Origin of the sequence: Candidatus Kaelpia aquatica (assembly GCA_030765335.1) — a bacterium.
GTDB lineage: Bacteria > Omnitrophota > Gorgyraeia > Kaelpiales > Kaelpiaceae > Kaelpia > Kaelpia aquatica.
The window spans coordinates 14,101-38,638 of sequence record JAVCCU010000034.1 but is presented as its reverse complement, the minus strand read 5'-3'; the positions used below and the strand labels follow the sequence as shown (position 1 = coordinate 38,638).

Annotated in this window: 21 protein-coding genes and 1 tRNA gene; all 22 read left to right on the top strand. The window is 36.1% G+C overall.

Features of this window, described 5'->3' with window-relative positions:
* The coding region (locus tag P9X27_06000; GenBank protein ID MDP8253930.1) for a nucleoside-diphosphate sugar epimerase/dehydratase at positions 1 to 1,757 on the top strand (1,757 nt) is incomplete at its 5' end.
* A 78-nt stretch (positions 1,758 to 1,835) separates the two neighbouring features.
* Positions 1,836 to 3,059 carry an O-antigen ligase family protein gene (locus P9X27_05995; GenBank protein ID MDP8253929.1) on the top strand — a complete coding sequence of 408 codons (1,224 nt, stop codon included), beginning with the start codon at positions 1,836 to 1,838 and terminating at the stop codon, positions 3,057 to 3,059.
* Positions 3,060 to 3,206: 147 nt separating this feature from the next.
* Complete coding sequence (locus tag P9X27_05990; protein MDP8253928.1) at positions 3,207 to 3,947, top strand: glycosyltransferase family 2 protein; 741 nt, start codon at positions 3,207 to 3,209, stop codon at positions 3,945 to 3,947.
* Positions 3,948 to 4,020: 73 nt separating this feature from the next.
* Entirely contained in the window at positions 4,021 to 6,204 is a 2,184-nt protein-coding gene (locus P9X27_05985; protein ID MDP8253927.1) for a glycosyltransferase, read from the top strand.
* Positions 6,201 to 7,616 (top strand): RtcB family protein, encoded by a 1,416-nt coding sequence (locus tag P9X27_05980; protein ID MDP8253926.1) that lies wholly within the window; start codon positions 6,201 to 6,203, stop codon positions 7,614 to 7,616. The genes P9X27_05985 and P9X27_05980 overlap by 4 nt, the downstream gene beginning before the upstream one ends.
* Positions 7,617 to 8,211: 595 nt before the next feature.
* Positions 8,212 to 9,363 carry an ATP-binding protein gene (locus tag P9X27_05975; protein MDP8253925.1) on the top strand — a complete coding sequence of 384 codons (1,152 nt, stop codon included), beginning with the start codon at positions 8,212 to 8,214 and terminating at the stop codon, positions 9,361 to 9,363.
* Between the two features lie 872 nt (positions 9,364 to 10,235).
* Positions 10,236 to 11,096, top strand: coding sequence for a glycine--tRNA ligase subunit alpha (locus P9X27_05970; protein MDP8253924.1), 861 nt, complete (start codon positions 10,236 to 10,238; stop codon positions 11,094 to 11,096).
* Between the two features lies 1 nt (position 11,097).
* On the top strand, positions 11,098 to 13,209 hold the full coding sequence (gene glyS, locus P9X27_05965; GenBank protein MDP8253923.1) for a glycine--tRNA ligase subunit beta: 2,112 nt from the start codon (positions 11,098 to 11,100) through the stop codon (positions 13,207 to 13,209).
* Entirely contained in the window at positions 13,193 to 15,847 is a 2,655-nt protein-coding gene (ppdK, locus tag P9X27_05960; protein MDP8253922.1) for a pyruvate, phosphate dikinase, read from the top strand. Before glyS ends, ppdK begins: the two co-directional genes overlap by 17 nt.
* An 8-nt stretch (positions 15,848 to 15,855) precedes the next feature.
* Positions 15,856 to 17,028 (top strand): RNA polymerase sigma factor RpoD/SigA, encoded by a 1,173-nt coding sequence (locus tag P9X27_05955; protein MDP8253921.1) that lies wholly within the window; start codon positions 15,856 to 15,858, stop codon positions 17,026 to 17,028.
* Complete coding sequence (locus tag P9X27_05950) at positions 17,028 to 17,540, top strand: adenine phosphoribosyltransferase (GenBank protein ID MDP8253920.1); 513 nt, start codon at positions 17,028 to 17,030, stop codon at positions 17,538 to 17,540. Before P9X27_05955 ends, P9X27_05950 begins: the two co-directional genes overlap by 1 nt.
* 109 nt (positions 17,541 to 17,649) lie before the next feature.
* On the top strand, positions 17,650 to 18,354 hold the full coding sequence (locus tag P9X27_05945) for a nucleotidyl transferase AbiEii/AbiGii toxin family protein (protein ID MDP8253919.1): 705 nt from the start codon (positions 17,650 to 17,652) through the stop codon (positions 18,352 to 18,354).
* 8 nt (positions 18,355 to 18,362) lie between these two features.
* On the top strand, positions 18,363 to 18,893 hold the full coding sequence (locus P9X27_05940) for a helix-turn-helix transcriptional regulator (GenBank protein MDP8253918.1): 531 nt from the start codon (positions 18,363 to 18,365) through the stop codon (positions 18,891 to 18,893).
* A gap of 117 nt (positions 18,894 to 19,010) precedes the next feature.
* The gene (locus tag P9X27_05935) at positions 19,011 to 19,298 is read left to right on the top strand and encodes a nucleotidyltransferase family protein (protein ID MDP8253917.1); all 288 of its coding nucleotides are present in this window, start codon (positions 19,011 to 19,013) and stop codon (positions 19,296 to 19,298) included.
* A complete protein-coding gene (locus tag P9X27_05930) occupies positions 19,295 to 19,639 on the top strand; it encodes a DUF86 domain-containing protein (GenBank protein MDP8253916.1) in 345 nt (114 codons plus the stop codon). Before P9X27_05935 ends, P9X27_05930 begins: the two co-directional genes overlap by 4 nt.
* A 59-nt stretch (positions 19,640 to 19,698) precedes the next feature.
* A complete protein-coding gene (locus P9X27_05925; GenBank protein MDP8253915.1) occupies positions 19,699 to 20,931 on the top strand; it encodes a bifunctional 3,4-dihydroxy-2-butanone-4-phosphate synthase/GTP cyclohydrolase II in 1,233 nt (410 codons plus the stop codon).
* A gap of 14 nt (positions 20,932 to 20,945) precedes the next feature.
* Positions 20,946 to 21,410 (top strand): 6,7-dimethyl-8-ribityllumazine synthase, encoded by a 465-nt coding sequence (gene ribE / locus P9X27_05920; protein MDP8253914.1) that lies wholly within the window; start codon positions 20,946 to 20,948, stop codon positions 21,408 to 21,410.
* Positions 21,411 to 21,441: 31 nt separating this feature from the next.
* On the top strand, positions 21,442 to 21,870 hold the full coding sequence (gene nusB, locus P9X27_05915; protein ID MDP8253913.1) for a transcription antitermination factor NusB: 429 nt from the start codon (positions 21,442 to 21,444) through the stop codon (positions 21,868 to 21,870).
* Positions 21,863 to 22,690: a PHP domain-containing protein gene (locus P9X27_05910; protein MDP8253912.1), complete on the top strand. Its 828-nt coding sequence runs from the start codon at positions 21,863 to 21,865 to the stop codon at positions 22,688 to 22,690. The genes nusB and P9X27_05910 overlap by 8 nt, the downstream gene beginning before the upstream one ends.
* The gene (ribD, locus tag P9X27_05905; protein MDP8253911.1) at positions 22,677 to 23,792 is read left to right on the top strand and encodes a bifunctional diaminohydroxyphosphoribosylaminopyrimidine deaminase/5-amino-6-(5-phosphoribosylamino)uracil reductase RibD; all 1,116 of its coding nucleotides are present in this window, start codon (positions 22,677 to 22,679) and stop codon (positions 23,790 to 23,792) included. The genes P9X27_05910 and ribD overlap by 14 nt, the downstream gene beginning before the upstream one ends.
* The gene (locus P9X27_05900; protein MDP8253910.1) at positions 23,785 to 24,375 is read left to right on the top strand and encodes a riboflavin synthase; all 591 of its coding nucleotides are present in this window, start codon (positions 23,785 to 23,787) and stop codon (positions 24,373 to 24,375) included. The genes ribD and P9X27_05900 overlap by 8 nt, the downstream gene beginning before the upstream one ends.
* Positions 24,366 to 24,443: transfer RNA gene (locus P9X27_05895), tRNA-Pro, on the top strand. Before P9X27_05900 ends, P9X27_05895 begins: the two co-directional genes overlap by 10 nt.
* Positions 24,444 to 24,538: the final 95 nt, after the last annotated feature.

The following is a 24,538-nucleotide window of genomic DNA, read 5'->3' as shown; positions in this document are numbered from 1 at the left end:
TTCTGCGTTTTGACTTTTCTGTTTCTGAATATACACTTTTTATCTTAAAAACATTGCCAGTATTAATTCTTGTAAAGATAATTGTATTTTACTGTTATGGGTTATTCCATTCTTCGTTAAGGTATGTGAGTGTCTTTGACCTTTGGCAGATTATAAAAGCGAATAGTATTGCAAGTGTAGTTTTCTTCTTGATTATAGCTTTTGTTAATAGGATGGTAGGCTATCCGCGTTCAATATTTATTTTAGATTGGGGAATATGTTTGATATTAATAAGCGGATTTAGATTAAGCGGGAGGTTATTGAGAGAAAAGAAGGGATTTTCGGCAAAATTGAGAAATAAAAAAGTTATTATTGTGGGTGCCGGGGAAGCAGGGATTTTGGTGTTAAAAGAGTGCCAGAGAAATCTCGATATGAATTTTCATGTAGTGGGGTTTATTGATGATAACGTTGCTAAGGGGAATTTGCAAATTCAGGGAGTGAAAGTCTTAGGAGGCCGGAAGATGATCCCTGAGGTAGTAGATAAATATCAAATTGAGGAGATCATTATTGCAATTCCTTCCGCTGAAGGAAAAGTTATTAGAAATGTTTTGGAATATTGTCAGATTAAGGGAGTTAAAATTAAAATTGTGCCCGGAATATATAAGATTTTAAGCGGAGACTTGGAGATTAAATTAAGAGATGTTCAACCTGAAGATCTTCTGGGGCGAGAGGTAGTGGATATTGATGAAGATGAAATAAAAAGTTATGTTGAGGGAAAAACTGTTTTAGTAACCGGTGCCGGAGGTTCTATAGGTTCAGAGCTTTCAAAGCAGATTGCCCGCTTCTTTCCGCAAAAGTTAATTTTATGGGACCACAATGAAAATGACATATATTTTTTAGAAAGAGAATTACAGGATGATTATCCCAACCTTTCTTTAAAGACTATTGTAGGTGATATACAAGATATTAGTCTGCTTAAGTATACTTTCTCTAAATTAAGGCCTGAGATAATTTTTCACGCCGCAGCTTTTAAACATGTGCCTTTGATGGAAAAAAATGTGGCTGCAGCTTTTAGAAATAATGTTATTGGCAGCAGAAATCTTATGTATGCTGCTGAACATTATAATGCGGAACGTTTTGTCTTAATATCAACCGATAAGGCAGTTAACCCTACAAGTGTAATGGGAGCAACTAAACGTATTGTTGAGATGGTTTTGCAGGCAAAGGCAAAAAGTAGTAGAACTAAATTTATGGCTGTTCGTTTTGGAAATGTGTTGGGTTCAAACGGCAGCGTTGTTCCTCTTTTCAAAAAGCAGATAGAAGAGGGCGGTCCTATTACTGTTACTCATCCTGATGCAATGCGTTATTTTATGAGTGTGCATGAGGCCGTGAGGCTGGTTTTACAAGCCGGAGTTATAGGGAAAGGCGGGGAGATATTTATATTAGATATGGGAGAGCAGATAAAAATAGTTGATTTAGCTCGTAATTTAATTGCTCTTTCCGGTCTTAAGCCGGAAAAAGATATAGCTATAAAGTTTACAGGATTGCGTCCGGGCGAAAAATTACGCGAAGAAACATTGCATGATGCTGAACGGGATAAGGTTACCAAGCATAATAAGATTTATATTACTCAGCCTAATAATTTTGACTCTCAGAAATTAAGAAGTCAGATTAAAGAGTTAGAAGAATTAATAAAAATACGAGATGAGCGGAAAATTGTAAAGAAAATACAAGAAATTGTCCCCTCCTTTACGTCAAGTCTTCAATACAACGAATGAAAAGTTATAATCACCGAAATAATTTACAAGCCTTTATTTTATCGATAATTGAGCTTTAATTGATTGAGTAAATAAATAATGAAAAAAGGAATTTTTTATTTAGAAAAAGCATTATTAGTAACTTTTTCACTATTTATTATTTTTATTCCTTATTTTAGTAAAACAGGAAAGATTTGTTTAGTTATAGGCGGTTTATTATGGCTTATTATAAATTTATTGAAATATAATGTTAAATTTTTTGAACATATATTTTCTAAAACAGTATTAAACAAACCTTTATTATTTTTCGGGTTAGCTTTAATCGCTTCTCTTGCATTTGGCTTAAATCCTTATCATAGTTATGGTGTTCTTATGGAACGGTATTTCTATTATTTCATCTTTTTTTTAATTGGTAGTTATTTAGTTAAAGATAGGCAGCATTTAATTGTTTTAACCATTTTTTTGATTTTAAGCGGTGTAATTTTAGGTGTTGGAGGGGTATGGGATTACTCCCGTTCTCCAGCCCGCCTTTTTTCTTCTTTTGGAATTTATACCGCATTTACTCCTTATTTAGCGTTAGGCATACCATTGCTCTTTATGATTGGAGTTTTTGGAAAAAATAAGTTTTTAAGATTGGGCAGTTTGATGGGTGTTATTGTTTTATTTTCTTGTTTGCTTGCGAACTTTTCAAGGGCAGCTTGGGCAGCAATATTAGTTTCTTTATTAGTTGTCTCTTTTATGAAGAATAAAAAGATAACAGTTTGTATAGTGGTTATTTTTGTTGTTGGAGCTTTGTTTTTATCACCAGCAGTGAAACAGAGAGCGATTGCATCTTTTGATATATCTACCTGGGGAGGAAGAGAAGAGATGTATGAAGGAGCCTTAGAAATATTTAAAGATTTTCCGGTTTTTGGATCTGGATTAGGGCAAAGTGAAAGACTTCTCTCGTTTTATAAGCCGGAATTGAGCAGGCATCTTCATGCCCACAATGCATTTTTAGAGGTTCTCCTTGAAACCGGGATGATAGGTTTACTTACCTTTTTGTGGATTTTAGTTATGTTTTTTAAAAACATGTTCAAGTCGATAAGGCTATGTCAAGATAAGGATGTAGGAGCAATTCAATTAGGATTAAGCGGCGGGATTTTTGCCAGCTTATTGCTTGCGTTGACTACTACGATTATTATTGTGGGTTTTCAGGATGCGGCACTGTTCTGGTTTTTGTTGGGGATGGGTGCTGGACTAGTAGGGAAAAAAGATAGCTATTACGAATGGAATCATGATTATAATGTTAAATGTTATAATAAAAGCCAGCAGGAATTATAGAGGTAATGTTGATTGCGGTGCTTAGCGTAAGGATTTAAGAGTCAAAGGTGTAGATTTTCTTTTTGAAAATAAATGGGCAGAAAATAATCCTGAAGTATTTAATTTGGTTTTTTAAAATAGATTGGTATGTATCTATAAAATTAATAAATGAAAGTTAGTATTATAATACCTGCTCACAACGAAGAGTATTTAATAGGCAAGGTATTAGCTGATGTAGTAGACCAAGTACCACTTGAGATCATAGAAGAGGTTGTTGTGGTAGATGATCATTCAATAGATGCCACAGCTCAGATTGTTAGCGAATTTGCTCAAAATCATACTACGTTTAATATCGAAGTTGTCTCTAATAATACTCCTGCAGGTTTTGCCAATGCTTTAAGATTCGGCATTAAACAGGCAAGAGGTGATCTATTGCTGCATTTAATGGCAGATGGATGCGATAATATTAGTGATATACTATTAATATTTGAAAAATTTAAACAGAAAAATATCGATATGGTTTGTGGCTCTAGATATATGAAGCCTGGAGAGAGAAATGGAGGCTTGGTTTTAAAAGGATTTTTTTCAAGGCTTGTTGGAATAAGTCTTAGTAGGATTATCAATATTCCTACAAAAGATTGTAGTAATGCTTTTAAGATGTATAAAAAGGATATATTGGATAATATTATGCTCAATTCTGATAGTTTTGAGATTTCCATGGAGTTATGTGTAAAAGCTTATCTTTTTGGTTATAAGATAAGCGAGATATCTACTGTCTGGCATGAGAGAGAAGATGGTAGTTCTGATTTTAAGATGTTTCATGAGTCTTTTGGATATATCAGGTTATATTTTTGGGCTATTTTAAAATATTTCAATAAAGTAATATATGGTAAAATTATTAAATTATGAAATCAAAAATTAGATACCTGCCTGTTAGCCCTGTGTCTATTAAATCAGTCTTCAATTAGTGTAATTATTTACTATGAAAATATGTATTGATATCAATTCTACGTTAAAATCTTCTTCTACAGGTATTGGAATGTTTACTGTTGCTTTAGTTAAAGCCTTGGCTTCTCTATCCTGGTCTAATGAGCATAAGTTAGTTCTCTGTTATAGAAAAAGATTCTTTGATTTTAAGAAGAGATGTCCCAACATTAAATCTAATAGTATTAAGTATGTTAATGTTTATAAAAGAGATTTACCAAAAGCAGATATCTGTCTAACTTCAAGTTTTGGATTTAAGCCCTCGCCTTATGGAAAAAGTATTCTAATAATACATGATCTTATTCCTTTGGTTGCTCCGGAGTTATCATCAATCGATACAAGGAGTATTGTACTTAGTTCACTACCTAGATTAATTAAAGATGTTGATTGTATTGTATGTGTATCCCATAACACAAGGAATGATCTCTTAAGATTCTATCCCGATGCTCAGGATAAAACAAAGGTAATATATCCTGTAATTGATCCAATGTATAAGGTAATAGAAGATAAAAATAAGCTAAAGAAGAGACTCCATAAGCTTGGAATAGTAGATGATTATATTCTCTTTGTCTCAACTATTGAACCTAGAAAAAATCTTCTCTCTCTATTAAAAGCATTTCCTAAGATAAAAGAGAAATTTCCTGAGATTAAACTTGTTGTAGTTGGTAAATATATAAAGTCTTATAAGGATGTAGAGGAGTATATTAAAACATATGAACTTAAAGAAGACCTTATCTCTTTAGGGTATGTAAAGCAGGAAGATTTAGTATTTTTATACAATGGAGCTAAAGTATTAGTCTTTCCTTCTTTTTATGAAGGCTTTGGCCTGCCGATTGCAGAGGCTTTCTCTTGCGGTACTCCAGTAGTAACCTCTAATATTTCTTCAATGAGAGAGATTGCTGAAGGGGCTGCAGAGCTTGTAAATCCTTATAGTATAGATAGTATCGCAGCTGGGGTTATTAAAGTTTTAAAGGATAATGATTACAGAGATGATCTTGTAAAAAACGGGTCAAATAAAGTTAAAAATTTTGGTTTGGATTTAATTACTAGACAATATAGAAGTATGATGGAAGATATTCTAGGTCAAAAGATAGGCTATAGATATATTAAGAAAAATGTATATCCATTGACTATCGATATAGGTGGATTAATAGTAGAGTTAAATGCTAATCATTCTAGGTATTTGGATTATCTGAAAGTATATTTTAATAAGATTGTAGTGCAATCAAATCTATCTAAAAAACCTCAAATCTCTATAAATATTAATTGGTGTAGTAATAATTTTAATGAGTATTTTTTAAAACTCAAGAGTTTATTAGATGGTAATATGCTTGGACCTGGTACATTTATTGCAAATAATAGAATAGCAGCTCTTAAAAAGGTTAATAATAAAAAGAAGGTTTTGTTAGATCTTACATTAGGAGATAGGGAAATATTCTTAAATGCTGTTATGATTAGAAAGTTTTTAAAGGATTCTATGAGGTATGCTTTGCCTAGTAGGTCTCAAGAAGAGCTGTTTTTCGCAATCACATATCCTATTTTATATTATACTCTTTTTTGGTATTTAGAATATTTTAAACAGACCCATATATTACATGCTTCAGCAGTTGAATTTAATAATATTGGTTTAATAATTTGTGGTTTGGAGGGAATAGGAAAGACTAGTTTGGCTTTATCTTTATTACAGAATAGAGATTCACGATTTATCTCTGATAATCTTATCTTTTATGATAAGGAGAGAGTCTATCCTTGCTATGAATTAGTGAGAATACATAAAAATGAGAGTGAATTATTATGGAGAGATAAGTTCAACAAAATAGATAGGTTTAAAGTCAGTAAAAGTTTTTACAGCCCTAATACAGTAGATGATGTTAAAAATTTTAAACCAGATATACTTATATTTCCTCAATTTAGTTCAAAGTTTACCATAAGAGAGTTGAATACATTAGAAGCAGTTAATAAGGCAATTATCTCAAGTTCTATTCCTGCAGAATTGAATAATTATATGGAGTATAGTAGCCTTTACAATTGGTTGGTTCCGGATTTTAACTTGTCAGAATCTAGAAAAAGCGTCTTAGATGCATTGCTTTCAAATGTTCGCTGTTATGAGGTTGGAATGGTTAAATCTGAAGGTTTAGATAAGAATGTAGAGAGACTTAAAGAGACATTATTAAAACTATGAATAGAGTCAAATTTTTCTTAAACGATAGCTTGGCTCCTGATATCAGTGTAATAAATCAAATTAAGACAATATCTAAATGGGAAGGAGTAAAGAGTGTGTCTGTATTTCCCGACTTATCCTTTAAATCAAAAGAGATTATTCCAACAGGAGTAGTATTTGATACTGATGATTTAATATACCCTATAGCAATTAAGAGTAATTTCAATTGCGGTATAACAGTTATTAAAACCTCTTTGTATTATAAAGATCTTGATCACAATAAGATTAGCTTAATATACAAGCATCTTAAGGACGCTTTTTCAGATCGTAAAAATAGTTATTGGCAGATTAGTAGAGTTGATTTAAATGACATTATCTATAAGGGTGTTGAATGGGCTAAAGATAGGGTTGGATTAAGTGATTCAGACCAGAAAAATATCGAAGATGAGGGATCTTTCTTTAAAAATACCGATTTTACATTTAAAGAGGTATTAAACAATATTCCATCCGATGTTTATCAAGGAGGATTTAAAAAGCTTGGCTCAATGTGGGTTGGAAATCATTTTCTTGAGATGAGTAGAGTTAGTAAAGTTATAGATAATGACATTGCTAAAACTTGGGGCATAGAAAAGGATCAGATAATATTTATGATTCATGGTGAGCCGGGAGCATTTGGCGGCAGAATTGGTAAGTATTTTATGGATAGAAAAGATCTGAGTTTAAAGGAATTAATAAGAAAACATAGATATCATTTCACTTTAAATATAAAGAAGTATTCTAAGAGAAGATCGGCTTATTTTAATACCCATTCTTCGCCTTTTGCAATAGAAGCTGATTCAGATGAAGCAAGAAGATATATTTCTTGTGCTTATGCAGCAGCAAACTATGGTTTTGTAAATAGAGTCTTAGCCTATAAACTAGTTCAAGATATTGTGGTTAAGTACATAGATAAGAACGTAAAGATGGAGATACTTATAGACGTAGCTCACAAAATAATAAAACAAGAAGATTTAGGTGGTAGAAAGTTCTGGGTGCATAGAAATGGAGCTAGCTTAGCACTTGGGCCTTCATTTATTAAATCACATTCTTTGTATAGCAAGACAGGTCAGCCTGTGCCTTTGCCGGGCTCTATGACTGCCGGGTCTTATATATGTGCAGCAAAAGATGAAAGTTCTAAATCTCTATTTTCAGTTAATCATGGTACTGGCAGAAGGATTAGTAAAAAAGAGATTAAAGAGATGACGACAAATGAAGATGTATATAATTTGCTTAGAGAAGAAGGTGTGCATATAGAGCGTATGGGTGATGGTGATATAAGCGGAGCATCTCCTGAAGGGTATAAAGATTTAGATATAGTAGCGAAGACTATAAGTGATTTTGGTTTAGTAAAATCTGTAGTAAAGTTGAAACCAATAGGAGTGTTAAAAGGATAACATCCAATTTAAGTCTGATAATAAAACCAAAAATTAAAACCATTCTTGACTCTAAAATTAACTGTATTATAATAATATTGTCTCTGCGATGAGCGCTAGTTGGCTAGTATAAATTTGAGTCAAATTTATTATTAGGGTGTTCGAGTTGAGTCAGCTTATTGCGCCTCAATAGTAGTAGAGGTACAGACGTTGGCCCACAGAGTGCCCACTTATTGAGAGAACTCAATAATCATCTAGTTGACGGCGTCACCGCGGAGTCTTTATTATCAGTTGGAATATCATATGGTTACAATCCTTATACGTTAGCAATTCTATCGATTCTTATTCTAAGAATAATTTTATCCAAAGTAGAAAAATCTTGGTATTTATTTAGACTATGGTATAAATTTCTTGTAACAATTAGGGTATGGATTTTATGTTTTCAGTAAAGCTTAATTTTGTCTATATATAATGTTTTTAGCTAATCTCTAAAATAGAGAATGCGGGTTTAAGGTAAATAATCTACTTTGTTTTATATGTGAGCGGGGATTTCTTTTAAAAGTAACACCATGAAATAAGAAGTTGACAATTTTGAATATCATGGTATATTTAAAACATGGTTGAAAGAAGTGAATACATAAATTTTATTAAAAATGCGCTTGATCGAAGCCGGGCGGTTGCGCTTTTAGGACCTCGCCAGTCTGGCAAGACAACACTAGCTCGGGAATTAGTCAATATTCACTCTCCTAACTATTTTGATCTTGAAGATCAAAGTAGTCTCGTTGCTTTGGCTGATCCGAAGGGGGTTCTTGAGTCTTTAAAGGGATTGGTTGTTATTGATGAGGTGCAGCAACGTCCTGAACTTTTCCCTCTTTTGCGGGTGCTTCTAGACCGCAAACCGTTACCTGCAAAATTTTTAATTCTCGGAAGCGCATCCCCCGGTTTTTTACGGCAGTCATCAGAATCTCTTGCAGGACGATTAGAATTAATTGAAATGGGTGGATTTGATCTTGCCGAAGTTGGTGAAAAGAAAGCCTCTTTGCTGTGGTTAAGAGGAGGGTTCCCTTTATCATTCTTGGCTAAGAACGACGTTGACAGCTTTAGTTGGAGGAAAAGTTTTATTAAAACATTTCTTGAGCGTGATTTGCGTGAACAGGGAATTGAGCTTTCATCTGTGACGCTGCATCGTTTTTGGGCTATGTTGGCAAATAGCCATGGTCAAATATGGAATGCGGCGCCAATTGCTTCTTCGTTAGGTATTTCAGAGCCAACAGTCAGAAGATATCTGGATATCTTTACAGGTGTGTTTATGGTACGCCAACTTCATCCATGGCATGTGAATATTAAAAAACGTCAGGTTAAGTCACCTAAAGTTTATATTCGAGATACGGGAATATTAAATTCCTTTTTAGAGTTAAAGACGGAAGCTGAAATTTTACGGCATCAAACATACGGAGCATCTTGGGAGGGTCTAGTTATTGAGCAATTGATCCGCACTTTGGATATTGACCATCCATATTTCTGGGCAACACATCAAGGGGCGGAGATTGATTTGGTGTTTAATAAAGGCGGGAGGATGTACGGTGTTGAAATTAAACGGGCGGATGCTCCGACTATAACTCCATCTATGAAGAATGCACTAGAGGATTTAAAACTTGAGCGCATTGCTGTCATCTATCCTGGGGAAAAACGGTATTCTATTCATAGCCAAATTAATGTCGTACCATTTAATGAGATCTTAGGTGGGATGAAGAGTATTTTTGGATAATATGAAAAACTATGAAAAACAAAAAATAGAGTATTCGGCTGGTTTTTAAGAATTTTTTACAGGCTTGTAAGTATTCAATGCAAAGAATGTTCTGTTGTTCAATAAGATTTCCTTAAGTCTGATATTTCTTTTTTTAGTTATTTTTAACTAAAAATATAATTACAACTTCAATCTATTAACAAGAGATATAATTTTTTATTATTTGTATTATGAAAAACAAACAAAGATGTTAGCATGGAAGTTAATAATAGTATGAATACAGTATCTCTCTAGGCATTGATATAAGAATCTATTTTTGCAGTGAGGGCTTTGCGTAAAAATGAATAAGCAAAATAAAAATAAAAGAGCATGTTAAACTGTATTTTTGGACAGATGAGAATCGTATTAACAATTTGTTCAGGATTAGATTGTTTGCATGCTGTCACTTGAATCTCTTCGAAAATAAAATAATTATTATTTACAAGTTTCCTTATACTACATAATATATGTAGTATAAGGAAAGATACGATTCAGGTATTTTAACAAAGAAAATATATGATTCAGGCATCTTTTTTACTATTAAGACCATAAGGGATATTCTAGAGATTAAGAAAGAGAGCACTTTTTTCTCTTTAAATATCCAAAAACAAGGCAGTTTAATAGTGTTGTAGAAAAAATGAAATGTTATATTAAGATATGATAACTAAAGAACAGCTCTATGCTTTGGCTAAAGAAAACAAGATTAGTGAAACAGTTATTTTACTTTAAGATAGATTATAAGTGTTATTGAGTGATTATTAATATAGTTTTTAATAGTATCTAAGCTGCTTAGTTAACTTCTAAAATTATTTTTATTTTAAAAGAGCCTCTCTTTTGTTAAGATTTAACAACAGATGAAGAAAAATACCCCTACCTTTGAGGAGATTATAGCCAAACTTAACTCTTTCTGGAGTAAGCAGGGCTGCTCTATTATCCAGCCTTATGATATGGAGGTTGGCGCAGGGACGTTCCATCCAGCTACTTTCTTTAGTTCTTTAGATAAAGATCCTAAGAGATTTGCCTATGTTCAAGGCTCCCGCAGACCAACTGATGGAAGGTATGGGGATAATCCATTAAGAGCAAGTTCTTATTATCAATATCAGGTAATACTCAAGCCCTCTCCAGATAATGTCAAAGAGCTTTACTTAAAGAGCTTAAAGGCTATGGGCTTTAAGCTAGAGGAGCATGACCTTAGGTTTGTTGAAGATGATTGGGAGTCACCCACGCTTGGCGCCTGGGGTTTAGGCTGGGAAGTCTGGCTGGATAGCCTTGAGGTCACTCAATTTACCTATTTTCAGCAGATCGGCGGATTTGATTTAAATGATGTAACAGTAGAGATAACATATGGACTTGAGAGGCTCTCAATGTATTTACAAGATACCCTAGAGATATCAGAGCTTATCTGGTCTCCTGGAGTAAAGTATGGAGACTTACATAGTGAGCGTGAGAGAGAGCTCTGTAGTTATAACTTTAAACTTGCCGATATAGAGAGCTATAAGAAGATATACTCTATCTTTGAAAAAGAAGGCGATAATCTGCTTAAAGAGGGACTCTTGTATCCAGCCTATGAGATGGTCTTAAAGTTATCTCATATATTCAATATCTTAGATGCTAGAGGTGCGCTCTCAGTTACAGAGCGTCAGAACTATATTACCTCAATTAGAAAGAGAGCAAAGGGCTGTGCCGGTCTCTATCTTAAGAGGCAGGAATCCTAGTATGTCTCCTAAATCCGACTTTTTAATAGAGCTTGGCGTTGAAGAGCTGCCATCGAATCTAATAGAATCAATATCTGAACAATTTAAGGATAATTTTATAAAAGCTTTGGATGAGGCTAGAGTTGTAAATAAAAATATCCAGGCAGCTGCAACATCAAGACGCTTGGTCTTATTTGGTGAGCTTGGTAGAGAGAGCCTATCTCAAGAGGTTACTGTTCAGGGACCTAGCGAGAGAATAGCCTATGATAAAGATAATAAGCCCAGCAAGGCTCTTTGCGGCTTTGTTAAATCTCAAGGTGTTTCTATCAGCGATGCATTTATAGAGTCTACAGATAGAGGTAACTATCTATTTATAAAGAAAAAAGAGTCCGCTAAGAAGACAGAGAGAATAATAGAAGATATCTTACTTGATGTGATATCTGCTATATCAGTTCCAAGATATATGAAGTGGGATAGCTCAGAGTTTAAGTTTACCCGCCCCATAAGATCTATCCTTATAATATTTGGAGCTACTATCGTAAGAGCAGATTTTAAAGGTATTAAATCATCTGATTTTACCTTACTAAGAGAGGGCGCAGAGTTTAAAAAAATAAAAGTAAGATCAAGGGATAGCTATCTTAAGGAATTAAAAGAGAGAGGAATCATACTCTCTCCTTTAGAGAGAGGGCAGAGGATTAAAAAGATTTTAGATCAAGAGGCCAAGAGAGCAGGACTCTTGCTGTATCCTCCTGGTGAGCTATTAACTGAGGTGGCTAATTTAGTTGAGAGCCCAACTGTTATAAGATGCAGCTTCAACAAGAGCTATCTAGGGCTCCCTGAAGTAGTTCTCTTAGCTTCTATGGCCAAGTATCAGAGAGTATTTGCCTTAGTTGATAAAGATTCTAAGTTAGCCAATCAATTTTTAGCTATCTTAGATTTAAGCCCTAAAAATACTAGTTCTATAAGAGGACACTATGAGTTTGTCTTAGATACCCGCCTTAAAGATGCAGTTCTTTTTTATAATGAGGATATAGAGAGTTCTTTAGATAGTAGAATAGAGAAGTTAGAGGGTATAGCCTTACATAATAAATTAGGAACATTGCTGGATAAGACCAAACGGCTTAAGCTGATGACTCTTGAGATATCAAAGATACTTAACTTTGATAATAAAAAGAGAGATGATCTTATCCGTTCAGTTGAGCTATTTAAGGCAGACTTACTGACAAAGATGGTCTATGAGTTCCCTTCCCTTGAAGGTGTTATGGGCGGTATCTACGCTAAGCATCAGAAAGAGAGTAAGGGAGTAGCTGCTGCAATATCAGAGCACTATAAGCCAAGGAGCAATGATGATACTCTTCCCAATACAGAGTTAGGGGCGTTATTATCATTGGTTGATAAACTATACAACGTAGTTGGATTCTTAGGTATTGGTATAGTGCCCTCAGGAAGTATGGATCCTTTTACGATAAGGCGTCAGATCCAATCGATTGTAAGGATACTTATTCAATATCAGCTTGAGATCTCACTTGAAAATCTATTCTCATTAACTTTTATGCTTTTTGAGAATAGCTTAAGTGAAGATTATGATAGGGTAAAAAATATCTTCTTATCAATTGGAAGAGAGAGGTTCTCTGTCTTAATGGCTGATATTGGTGTAGCATCTGATTTAGTAGAGGCTGTATCAAGTGTTAATTTCAAGGTTCCATCTGAGGTCTATTTAAGATTAAAGCAGCTTACTAATATCTATGATAAGGGAGACTTCTATAAAGCTCTTAAGGTTGCTGAGAGGACAGAGAGGATAGTAAAAGATAAGAGAGAGCTTAAATCTTTAAGGCTTAAAGAGGGTCTGCTTAAAGAGAGAGAAGAGAAGGAACTCTATGAGGTATATTTAGAGAGTAAAGATGAGATATTAAAGAGAGTAGATAAAAGAGAGTATGATAAAGCAACTATTTTGTACGGAAAGAGTTTTTATGGTATAATAGATAGGTTTTTTAGCGAGGTCTTGGTTAACGTGGACGATCAAGAGTTAAGAGAGAACAGAAAACTGCTTCTCTTTGAAGTTAATAAGCTGTTAACAGAAAGGGTTTTAAATCCAAAGGAAATGGAGGTATTAAAAGATGCAAAGTCAGCCTAGTACAAAAACAGATGCAGCAATAAGCAGTAAGTATATCTATTCTTTCTCACCAGGAAAGTCAGATGGAGATGCTACGATGAAGAATCTCTTAGGTGGGAAGGGTGCAAACTTAGCAGAGATGACCAATCTTGGGATACCGGTTCCCCCGGGTTTCACAATATCAACAGAGGGGTGCAACTATTATACAGAACACCAGGAGTGGCCTAAAGGGTTAGAAGATGAACTTAAAGGAGCTATTAAAAACTTAGAAGAGGTAACAGGTAAGGGTTTTGGCGATAAAGAGAACCCTCTTCTTGTCTCTGTTAGATCAGGCGCACGGGTATCTATGCCTGGAATGATGGACACAATCTTAAATCTTGGTTTAAATGATGATGCTGTTATAGGTCTAATTAAGAAGACTGATAATCCAAGATTTGCATATGATTCTTACAGAAGATTCGTTCAGATGTTTGGAAGTGTAGTGCTTGAGATTGAGCATAGTAAGTTTGAGAAGCTATTAGAGAAGAAGAAAGAAGATAAGAATGCTAAAATCGATACAGAGTTAAAGTCCGAAGATTTAAAGGAGCTTGTAGTTGAGTATAAAGCTCTTGTTAAGGAAGAGACCGCTAAGGATTTTCCTGATCAGGCTTGGGATCAGCTGGTTGAGGCTGCTAATGCTGTCTTTAAATCCTGGGGCAACAAACGTGCAAATACATACCGTGATCTAAATAAGATTCCACATGATTTAGGTACAGCTGTAAATATACAGACTATGGTATTTGGTAATATGGGTGATACATCAGGTACCGGAGTTGCATTTACAAGAGACCCTTCAACAGGCGAGAGAGTCTATTATGGTGAGTTTCTTATTAATGCTCAGGGTGAAGATGTTGTTGCAGGTATCAGGACTCCTGAGCCTTTAGCAGACCTAGAGAAAGAGATGCCGGTAATATATAAAGAGTTAACAGCTATCTTTGATAAGCTTGAGCTTCATTATAAGGATATGCAGGACGTTGAGTTTACAATTGAAGATAATGAATTGTTTCTATTACAGACCAGAACAGGTAAACGTACTGCGCTCTCTGCTGTAAATGTTGCAGTAGATATGGTCAATGAAGGATTAATTGATGAGAAGACTGCTATTATGAGGGTTATGCCTGATCAGTTAGATAGACTTTTGCATCCTATGATAGACCCTAAGGAGAGTGTTACTGTTGTTGCTAAAGGTCTTCCGGCATCACCTGGTGCTGCAGTGGGAAAGGTTGTATTTGAATCTGATGATGCAATAGAGATGGCTAAGAATGGAGAGAAGGTTGTACTTGTCCGCTCTGAGACCTCACCTGAAGATATTGGCGGTATGGCTTCAGCTGAAGGCATCTTAACAGCAAGAGGCGGTATGACATCCCACGCTGCTGTTGTAGGCAGAGGTATGGGTAAGTGCTGTGTTGTAGGTTGCACTGTTATCTCTATAAATGAGGAAGAAGAGTATTTTACAGCTGGTGAACTAAAGATAAATAAGGGTGATATCATTACTCTTAATGGTTCAACAGGTGATGTTATCCAAGGTGCGGTTAAGCTCATTGAGCCTGAGGTCAGCGGCGGCTTTAAAATACTTATGAGCTGGGTCGATAAATATAAGACTTTAGGTGTTAGAACAAATGCTGATTCTCCTGAAGATGCTAAAGTTGCTCTTGAGTTTGGAGCTGAAGGTATAGGTCTATGCCGTACAGAGCATATGTTCTTTGGTGAAGATAGGATCAGAGCGGTACGTAAGATGATACTTGCAGATAACGAAGAGGCAAGAAGAGAGTCACTCTCAAAACTTCTTCCGCTTCAGCAGGGTGATTTTAAAGGTATCTTTGAGGTTATGGATGGCTTACCTGTTACGATAAGACTCCTTGATCCACCTCTACATGAGTTCTTACCTCAGGGCGATGAAGATATTGAAAGAGTTGCGAAGGATTTAGGAATCGAGAAGAGAGAGTTAAAGAAGAAGGTTGAACAGTTAAAAGAGTTCAACCCTATGCTTGGACATCGTGGATGCCGTTTAGGTATAACCTATCCTGAGATCTATAAAATGCAGGCAGAGGCGATATTTAAAGCTCAAGGCCAGGTGCAGAAGTCTGGTAAGAATGCCATAGTAGAGGTTATGATACCTCTAGTGGGACATGTAAATGAGTTAAGAGATTTAAAGAGAGATGTAATTGAAGTAGCAGAAGCTGTACAGAAAGAACTTGGTATTGAGTTAAAGTATACTATCGGAACCATGATAGAGGTCCCCAGAGCAGCTTTAACAGCAGATGAGATAGCTGTTGAGGCTGAATTCTTTAGCTTTGGAACAAATGACCTCACTCAGATGACATTTGGTTTCTCACGCGATGATATTGCAAAGTTCTTACCTGTATATATTGAGAATAAGATCTTAAAAGAAGATCCTTTTATGGTCTTAGATCAGATTGGAGTCGGTCAGTTGGTTAAGATGGGCATCGAGAAGGGAAGATCGATAAATCCAAAGTTAAAAGTTGGAATCTGCGGAGAGCATGGCGGTGAGCCGGAGTCTGTTACATTCTGCCATAAGGTTGGAATGAACTATGTCAGCTGTTCACCCTATAGAGTTCCGATAGCTAAACTTGCTGCTGCGCAAGCAGCGCTTAGTTAAAAACCTATATGAGTTTTGATGTATTAAAAGACTATTTTAGGGAGATAAGAAATATTCCGGTTCTCTCTTTTGATGAAGAGAGGGAGCTGGTTATAAAAGCACAGAAAGGAAACGAAAAGGCGCGGATTAAGCTTATTAGAAGCAATCTGCGCCTTGTTGTTAAAGTAGCCAGGAAGTATGAGAGGTTAGGTATGTCCTTACCTGACTTAATCGAAGAAGGCAATATCGGTCTTATGAAGGCATTGAGCAGGTTTAAAGTCGAGTTGGGCTTTAGGTTCTCAACCTATGCATCCTGGTGGATAAGGCAGCATGTCATAAGAGGCCTTGCTAATCAATCCAGAGTTGTTAGAATTCCGGTCTATATGACTGAACTCCTGCATAAGATGCGTAAGGCTCAGGAGAAGCTCACACAAAAATATGGACGCAGACCTACTGATCAAGAGATTGCAAAATCCTTAGGATGTAAGGTCTCTAAGGTTCATAAACTTAAGAAGGCTCAGTACAATGCCTCTTCACTGGATAGGCGTGTAAGCGAAGAAGGTGATATCGAATTCATAGATCTCTTACAGGATGATGAGATAGAGGCAGTAGATGAGCTTGTCAATCTCTTTGAGAAAGAGGAGGTTGCGGAGCTGCTTCTTTTCATGGATGAACGCTCTAGAAGTATTATTAAATTAAGGTTCGGTCTTGAGAGCGGACTTCCAAAGACATTGGCTGAGATATCAAGAAAGTTTAATATCACAAGAGAGCGTGTGAGACAGATTGAGAAAGAGGCGCTGCTTAAGATGCGTGAGATTATAACCTCAGATAAGCCTTTAATGAGAACAGAGAAGAAAGAAGAAGAGGCTCTAAGCAGTATTGAACCTAAGAAGTCTAAGACTAAAAAAACTAAAGTGGTCAAGAAGACTAAAGCTACTAAGAAGGGTAAGCCAAAGTCTAAGACTATAGAAAAAAAGGTTAAAACTAAGGTTAAAACTAAGGTTAAAGCTAAAGCTAAAATAGGAAAGGTCGCTAAGGCCAAGAAAGCAATTAAGAAGAAGGTGATTAAGAAGAGCCCTAAATTAGGAAAGGCCGCTAAGGCTAAGAAATCAATTAAGGTAAAACCCAAGATTGCTAAGAGAGTAATTAAGAAGAGCTCTAAAGTAGTTAAGGGCGGAGCTAAAAAAAAGAAGAAGAGATAATGGATTTAAGTTCATATATTAGAGAAGTAAAAGATTTTCCAAAGCCAGGAATAGGTTTTAAAGATATAACCACTCTTCTTAAAGACGGCAGCGCTTTCTCCTCCTCAATTGATGCTCTATATGATCTAATCAAAGATTATGAATTTGATAAGATCGTTGCTATTGAATCTAGAGGATTTATCTTAGGTGCAGCATTGGCTTATAAGATGGAGATTGGTTTTGTTCCGGTGCGTAAGAAAGGGAGGCTGCCGGCCGATACCATCTCATGTACTTATGAGCTTGAATACGGTCAGGATACCTTAGAGATACATCGTGATGCATTATCTTCTAATGAGAGTGTATTAATAATAGATGACTTACTTGCTACAGGCGGTACTGCAGCTGCGGTAGCAAGCATGATTAAAAAAATAGGTGCAGAGGTAACTCTCATTGCATTTCTTATTGAGCTTGAGTTTTTAGGGGGTAGGGAGAAGCTAAAGGGTTACCCTATTACAAGCATCATCAAGTACTGAGGTTTAATTCCTAGTATTTAATTATTCTGTCCTAAGGTTTGATATTATAAATACAGATAATAGTAGTAAAATACTTGACATTATCAACTTTTGTATGTATATTTAAGTTATGAGGAATATATTAGATTTAAGAGATAGAGTGCTAAATCTTCTTAAGGATAGACTAGATGGGTTCTATCTAGCAGGTGGGACCGGTCTATCTTTATTCTATTATCATCATAGAGACTCTTTTGATTTAGATTTTTTTACTCAAGATTTCTCTAGAGTAAAAGTTAATAGGCTGATGGAAGAGTTAAGTGGTTTAATTAAACTGAATATAGAGTTAAGCGCAGAGAGGGCTCAAGAAGATAGAGCTAAAATCATGGTCTATTTTCTAGAAGCAGATAAAGGTATTTCTTTAAAAATAGATTTCATCGAAGATACGTTTAAGCTGATTAAGGAGCCGAATATTGTTAATGGTATTCCTGTATCATCTTTAGAGGATATCTATCTAAAAAAGATATATGCAGTTAGCGGAGTCTCACAAAACCTAGATTCTACAGGAAGAGGTAGGATAGTTGGAGGCAGGCAAGAGGCCAAAGATTTTTTTGATCTCTATTTCTTATCAACAACGTTTATGCCTATATCAAAGTTTCTAATGCTATATTGTAATCAAGGGCAGAGAGAGAATATCATTATCTGGTATCGAAGCTACAATAGAATAATGATCAAACTTGGATTAAATGAACTGATAACAGATAAGTTAGTTGATTATACTGCAATGGAGCGTCATTTTAAATTAGAAGTTAGTAAAATAGTCGAGCAGATTATTTGAGGTGCTATATGGATGATGATATTAAATTTTGGGATAGAGATATTAATAAACAGGAGTTAAAAAAAATACTTAAAGATGATTTAAATCCCAAGTATTGCCATATGGCTGCGCTCTTGCTCGCAAGGACAAATAAGCCAAGCCTGGTCTTTAACAGCTATATCGATAAGATAAGTTTTGTTAGAAATTGGCAGAAGATAAAAAGAAGAATGCGGCTTGATGAATGGAATAATCAGAGGATTATATTCTGGGATGAAATCTACAGAGCTGTTTTAAAGACCACTGATAAGAGTATGATAAAAACAACTCCCAAGAGATTGAAGAATACAGATATTGAGATCCAGAGAATATGTAATCAAATTAGAGAGTACAGAAAGAAGAAAAATATAACTCAGGCTGAATTAGCTGAAAAATCAGGAGTATCGCAGCAGACTATATCATTCCTAGAGAGAGGCTATCTCAATATATCTTTAAGGACTTTTAGAAAGATAACAGATGCGTTGGAGTTATCTGTAGAATTATTAGAGAAGAGATTGCGATAGTACATAGATTGTGGATCTTTCAGGTAAGATAACCTTGCAAGAAAGGTTGACATTGCTTATACTATTTTAATAAAATCAGAATCCAAGAGTCAGAACGATTAAGCGAGGAGAAGAGCTATGAAAGAAAATATTGAAGCAATAAAACAAAAAATTCTTCCTATTTTGCAAAATTATGGAGTTAAAAAAGTGGCTCTTTTCGGCTCTTCTGTTCGAGATGAGATGAAAGAGAATAGCGATATCGATATTTTAATAGATATTAAGTCAGATGTTAGCTTGCTTGGTTTTGTAGAACTTAAACAAAAACTTGAAGAAACTTTAGAGCGAAAAGTAGATTTAGTAGAATATGATACCCTTAAGCCTATTCTAAGAGAGAGAATACTGAAAGAGCAGGTAGTGTTATTATGAAGAGAGATGTCAGAGTATATATTGAAGATATTTCAGAGGCTATCTCAAAGATAGAAGAGTATATGAAAAGCCTTAATAGTGAGAATGACTTTTACAATAATACCCAAGTTCAAGATGCTGTTTTAAGGCGGTTAGAGATTATGGGTGAGGCTGTTAAAAGTATTCCTCAGGAATTTCGGGATCAATATCCAGATATACCGTGGAAACAGATTGCCGGTATGCGAGATATACTTATTCATGGATACTTTGGGGTAAATCTAAAACGAACTTTGAAGGTTGCCAAAGAAGATATAGTTGATTTAAAAGGTAAGATTGTAAAGATAAAAGAAGATTTAAGCTGAACTTGTAAAATAAAGTATTAATTTGACGGAGTCTCTTTTCTATCATAGAATCTACAGATATGACTACAGATAAACAGGATTTTAGTAAAATTGAGGATATTTTAGAAGAGCTCTCTTTGGGCCGAGTTGTGATTATTGTTGACGATGAAGATCGGGAGAATGAGGGTGATTTTATCATGTCAGCTAGCCATGTAAAGCCGGAGCATATCAACTTTATGGCTACCCACGGCAGGGGTTTGATCTGCGTTCCAATGGAGGGTGAGAGGCTGGACAAGCTGGATTTAAGGCCAATGCACCTCTCATCAGAGGATAAGTTTAAGACTGCCTGGGCTGTCTCCTGTGATAGTGCCAATAATGTTACAACTGGAATATCGGCCCATGATAGGGCCCATACAGTCAATGTTTTAACAGCTGAAGATACAAAACCCGAAGATTTAATTAAACCCGGCCATGTATTTCCTCTAAGAGCAAAAGACGGAGGGGCATTAGTTAGAGCAGGCCATACAGAGGCTGCCGTTGATATGATGCGTTTAGCAGGTCTCTATCCGGCTGGGGTGATATGTGAGATCATGAATGAGGATGGGACTATGGCAAGGGTTCCGGAGCTGCTTAAGATAGCCAAGAAGCATGACCTTAAGATTGCGACTATAAAGGATCTAATAGAGTATAGAAGAAAGAGAGAGAGGCTGATTGAGAGAGTCCTTGTAACAGAGATGCCTATATCAGCTGGTGAGTTTAAGTTGTATCTTTACAATGATAAGATAGATAATGGTTACCATCTTGCTCTTGTTATGCCGACAAGGGATAATGAGCAGCCTTTAGATCAAGAGTCGACATTAGTTAGAGTCCACTCACAGTGTCTTACGGGGGATATCTTTCACTCCTTGCGCTGTGACTGCGGAGAGCAGTTGCATAAAGCGATGGATATGATAGCCAAGGACGGGAAAGGTGTGATATTATATATGAATCAGGAAGGAAGAGGAATAGGACTTGTTGAGAAGCTTAAGGCCTATGCTCTTCAGGATAAAGGCTTAGATACAGTAGAAGCCAACGAAGCTTTGGGTCATGGAGCCGACCTAAGAGAGTATGGTATAGGCGCACAGATTTTGGTCGACTTAGGTTTAAAGAATATAAGACTTCTTACAAATAATCCCCGCAAGATTGTGGGTTTAAAAGGTTACGGTCTTGAGATAGTAGAGAGGGTCGATATTGAGGTAGAGCCCAATCCCTCAAACGCAAGGTATCTTAAGACAAAAAAGAGCAAGCTAGGGCATGATTTAAAGAATGTATAAAGGAGGAAAGAGATATGAAAGAAGTAAAAGCAGGTCTAATAGCAAAAGGTTTGAAGTTCGGTATTGTGATCTCAAGATTTAATGAGTTTATTACATCGGGGCTCCTAAGCGGTGCAGTAGATACACTGATTGCCCATGGAGTAGAAGATAAAGATATAGAGACTTACTATTGCCCGGGCTCTTTTGAGATCCCCGGTCTTGTTAATCAGATTGCTAAGAAGAAAAAATATGACGCAATGATCTGTCTCGGCGCTGTAATACGCGGTGAGACGCCTCACTTTGAGTATGTTGCATCCGAGGTATCTAAAGGGATAGCTAAATTGAATACCGATTTAAATATTCCTGTAAGCTTTGGTGTTATAACATCAGAGACTCTGGAGCAGGCTATAGAGAGAGCGGGTTCAAAAGATGGCAATAAGGGCAGAGATGCTGCACTCTCAGCCATTGAGATGGCCAATCTTTATAAGAAGATTAAATAGTCCACAATCTTGTTTCATAATAGGGGTTCTTATGCGTAAGCGCACTAAATCACGTGAGATTGCATTGAAGGCTCTATATAGGGTAGATATATCCAAAGAGCCTCTCTCTGAAGTCTTAGACGATATCTTAGGAAGAGAGAGAGATAAGGATATCAAAAAGTTTGCTCAGGAACTCACTACTAATACTTTAGATAATATATCAGTTTTAGATGGGTTGATAACAAAGCATGCTTTAAACTGGAAGCTTGATAGGATGGCGGCAATTGATAGAAATATTCTTCGCCTTGCCGGCTATGAGCTTCTCTTCTGCAGTAATATCCCTCCCAAGGTTAGTATTAATGAGGCTATTGAGCTGGCTAAGAAGTACGGTGACCAGGATTCCGGTAAGTTTATAAATGGAATACTTGATAAGATAGCGCACTTAGAAGTCTCCAGCAAATTAGAGTTTTTAAATGAATAAAGAGGCCGACTTACACTTACACTCAATATATTCAGACGGCACATTTACCCCTACTGAGATCTTAAAGCAAGCCAAAGATCTATCCTTAAGCTGTATCTCCATAACAGACCACGATACTGTAGATGGACTAGATGAAGCCTTTAAAGCAGCTAATGAGATTGATATCGAGTTTATATCCGGAATTGAACTCTCTTCCTCTTACAAAGGTAAAGAGATTCATATCCTGGGCTATTTTATAGATTATAGAGAGGAATGGTTTCTAAGTAAGCTTAAGAGTTTTCGGGATGCTAGAAAGGTAAGATTTATGGAGATGGTTAAGAAGTTAAAAGACCATGGTCTAGCTGTTGATTATGAGAAGATATTAAATGATAATCCCAAAGCTGCTATCGGTAGACTCCATCTTGGTAAGGCTCTCTATGAAGAAGGTCTTGTGCCTTCAATAGCAGAGGTATTTGCTAAATATCTAGGAGAAGGGCAGTCCTGTTATGTTGCGAAAGAAGATCTCTCTATATCTGAAGTAATAGAGATGATAAGAAGTTTAGGCGGCCTCTCAATCTTAGCCCATCCTTTTATTATAAGAAATGATTCTATAGTCTCTGAGCTCTTAGATTTTGGCTTTGATGGGATAGAGGCATCTCATCTCAGGCATCCTAAAGGCATTGAGAAGATGTATTCTAAGGTAGCTAAAGAGAGAGGGATTCTTTTAAGCGGAGGCTCTGACTGCCATGGTGAGGCTAAGGCAGATATGCTTATCGGCAAGAAGAGAGTTCCCTATGATCTTGTTGTTAAGATGAAAGAGTATTTAGATGAAAGAAGATAGAGATCTGCAATTTATGCATAAGGCTATCTCTCTTGCTGAGAAAGCAGAAGGAGAGACCAACCCCAACCCTATGGTTGGAGCAGTATTGGTTGATAAGAATAATAAGATAATATCAGAAGGTTACCACAGGAGAGCCGGAGCTAGCCATGCAGAGGTTATAGCTATAGAAAAGGCTGGCGTAAAAGCTAAAGGCTCAACTCTCTATGTCAGTCTTGAGCCCTGCTCAAGCTACGGTAAGACTTCGCCCTGTGTGGATAAGATAATAGAGTCTGGAATAAAGCGTACTGTAATAGCAGCGCTAGACCCAAATCCTAAGAATCATAATAAGAGTGTTAAGATCTTAAGAGAGAGTAAGATTGAGGTTAAGGTAGGAGTTATGAAAGCAGAGGCTGAATATCTTAACAGGGTTTTCTCTAAGCATATCAGAGAGAGAGTGCCCTATGTCAGCTTGAAGACTGCTCTATCCTTAGATGGAAGAATTGCAGATAGTAGAGGAGTATCTAAATGGATTAGCTCAAGCGATGCAAGAGACTTTGTGCATAGAGAGATACGTTCAAAGGTTGATGCCATAATGGTTGGAATAGATACTATCTTAAAAGATGATCCTAGTCTGACTTTGAGAAATTCAAAAGGAGGATTGGTTAAAGACCAACCTCTAAGAGTTGTTCTGGATTCAACTCTTAGAGTTCCGCTAGAGTCTAATATTTTAAAGCCCAGCGGAGGATCTGTTTTAATAGCTACCTTAGTTAAGACCAAAAAGAAAAAGAAGAGAGAAGAGTTAATAAAGAGAGGAGTGAGGATAATAGATATAGCCTGCTCTAATGCTAAAGGATTAGATCTTAAGAGAGTACTTAAAGCATTATATAGAGAGGGTATCTGCCATCTTCTGGTTGAAGGCGGATCTTCGGTTTTGAGCAGTTTCTTAGAGAGAGGATTAGCCGATTATGTTTATTTTTTTATCTCCAATATGGTTTTAGGCGGAGACTATCTCATGTATAATGGTAGAGAGTTTAAATTAGATAGATGCCCTAAGATAGTTCGCAAGGATTGTAGATGTTTTAATAATTCAATAATGGTATCTGGAGATATAGTCCATGTTTAGCGGTATCATAGAAGAGGTAGCACAGTTAGAGAGCATAACCAAGAGGTCTGACTACTATGAGCTTAAAGTCAGAAGTAAAAAGATTACAGCAGATCTGGCCTTAGGTGATAGCGTGGCTATAGATGGGGTCTGCCTGACTTTAAAAGCCAAAGATAGAGATAGGCTTACCTTTGATCTTATAGCTGAGACTTACTCAAATACTAAATTTAAATATCCCAAGAGAGGAAGATTAAATTTAGAGCGGGCTTTAAGATTAGGCGATAGGATCTCTGGCCATATATTAACAGGTCATATTGATACGGTTATATCAGTAGTAAAGATAGAGAGGAGAACCAAAGGGCTTAAGATCTACTTAAAGTTGCCCTTAAAGTATAAACATTTGATTGTCGATAAAGGTTCTGTTGCCTTAGATGGGGTAAGCCTTACTGTGCAGGATTTAAAGCCAGACTCATTCTCTGTTGCTATTATACCCTATACAAAAGAGTGGACAAACTTAGGTGATTTAAGGGTCGGTTCTAAGGTGAATATTGAGTTTGATCTATTCGGTAAATATGTAGATAGGAGATTAAAGATCGGGGCGTAGCTCAGCATGGCTAGAGTGCTTGGTTCGGGACTAAGAGGTCGCTGGTTCGAATCCAGTCGCCCCGACCATCTTGGGTCTGCTATAATATTGGATGTTAAACAGCATTGCTCTGTCTATGTTGTTAAAGCTTGGAGATATAATCGTTGGTTGTGTAGGGAAATTT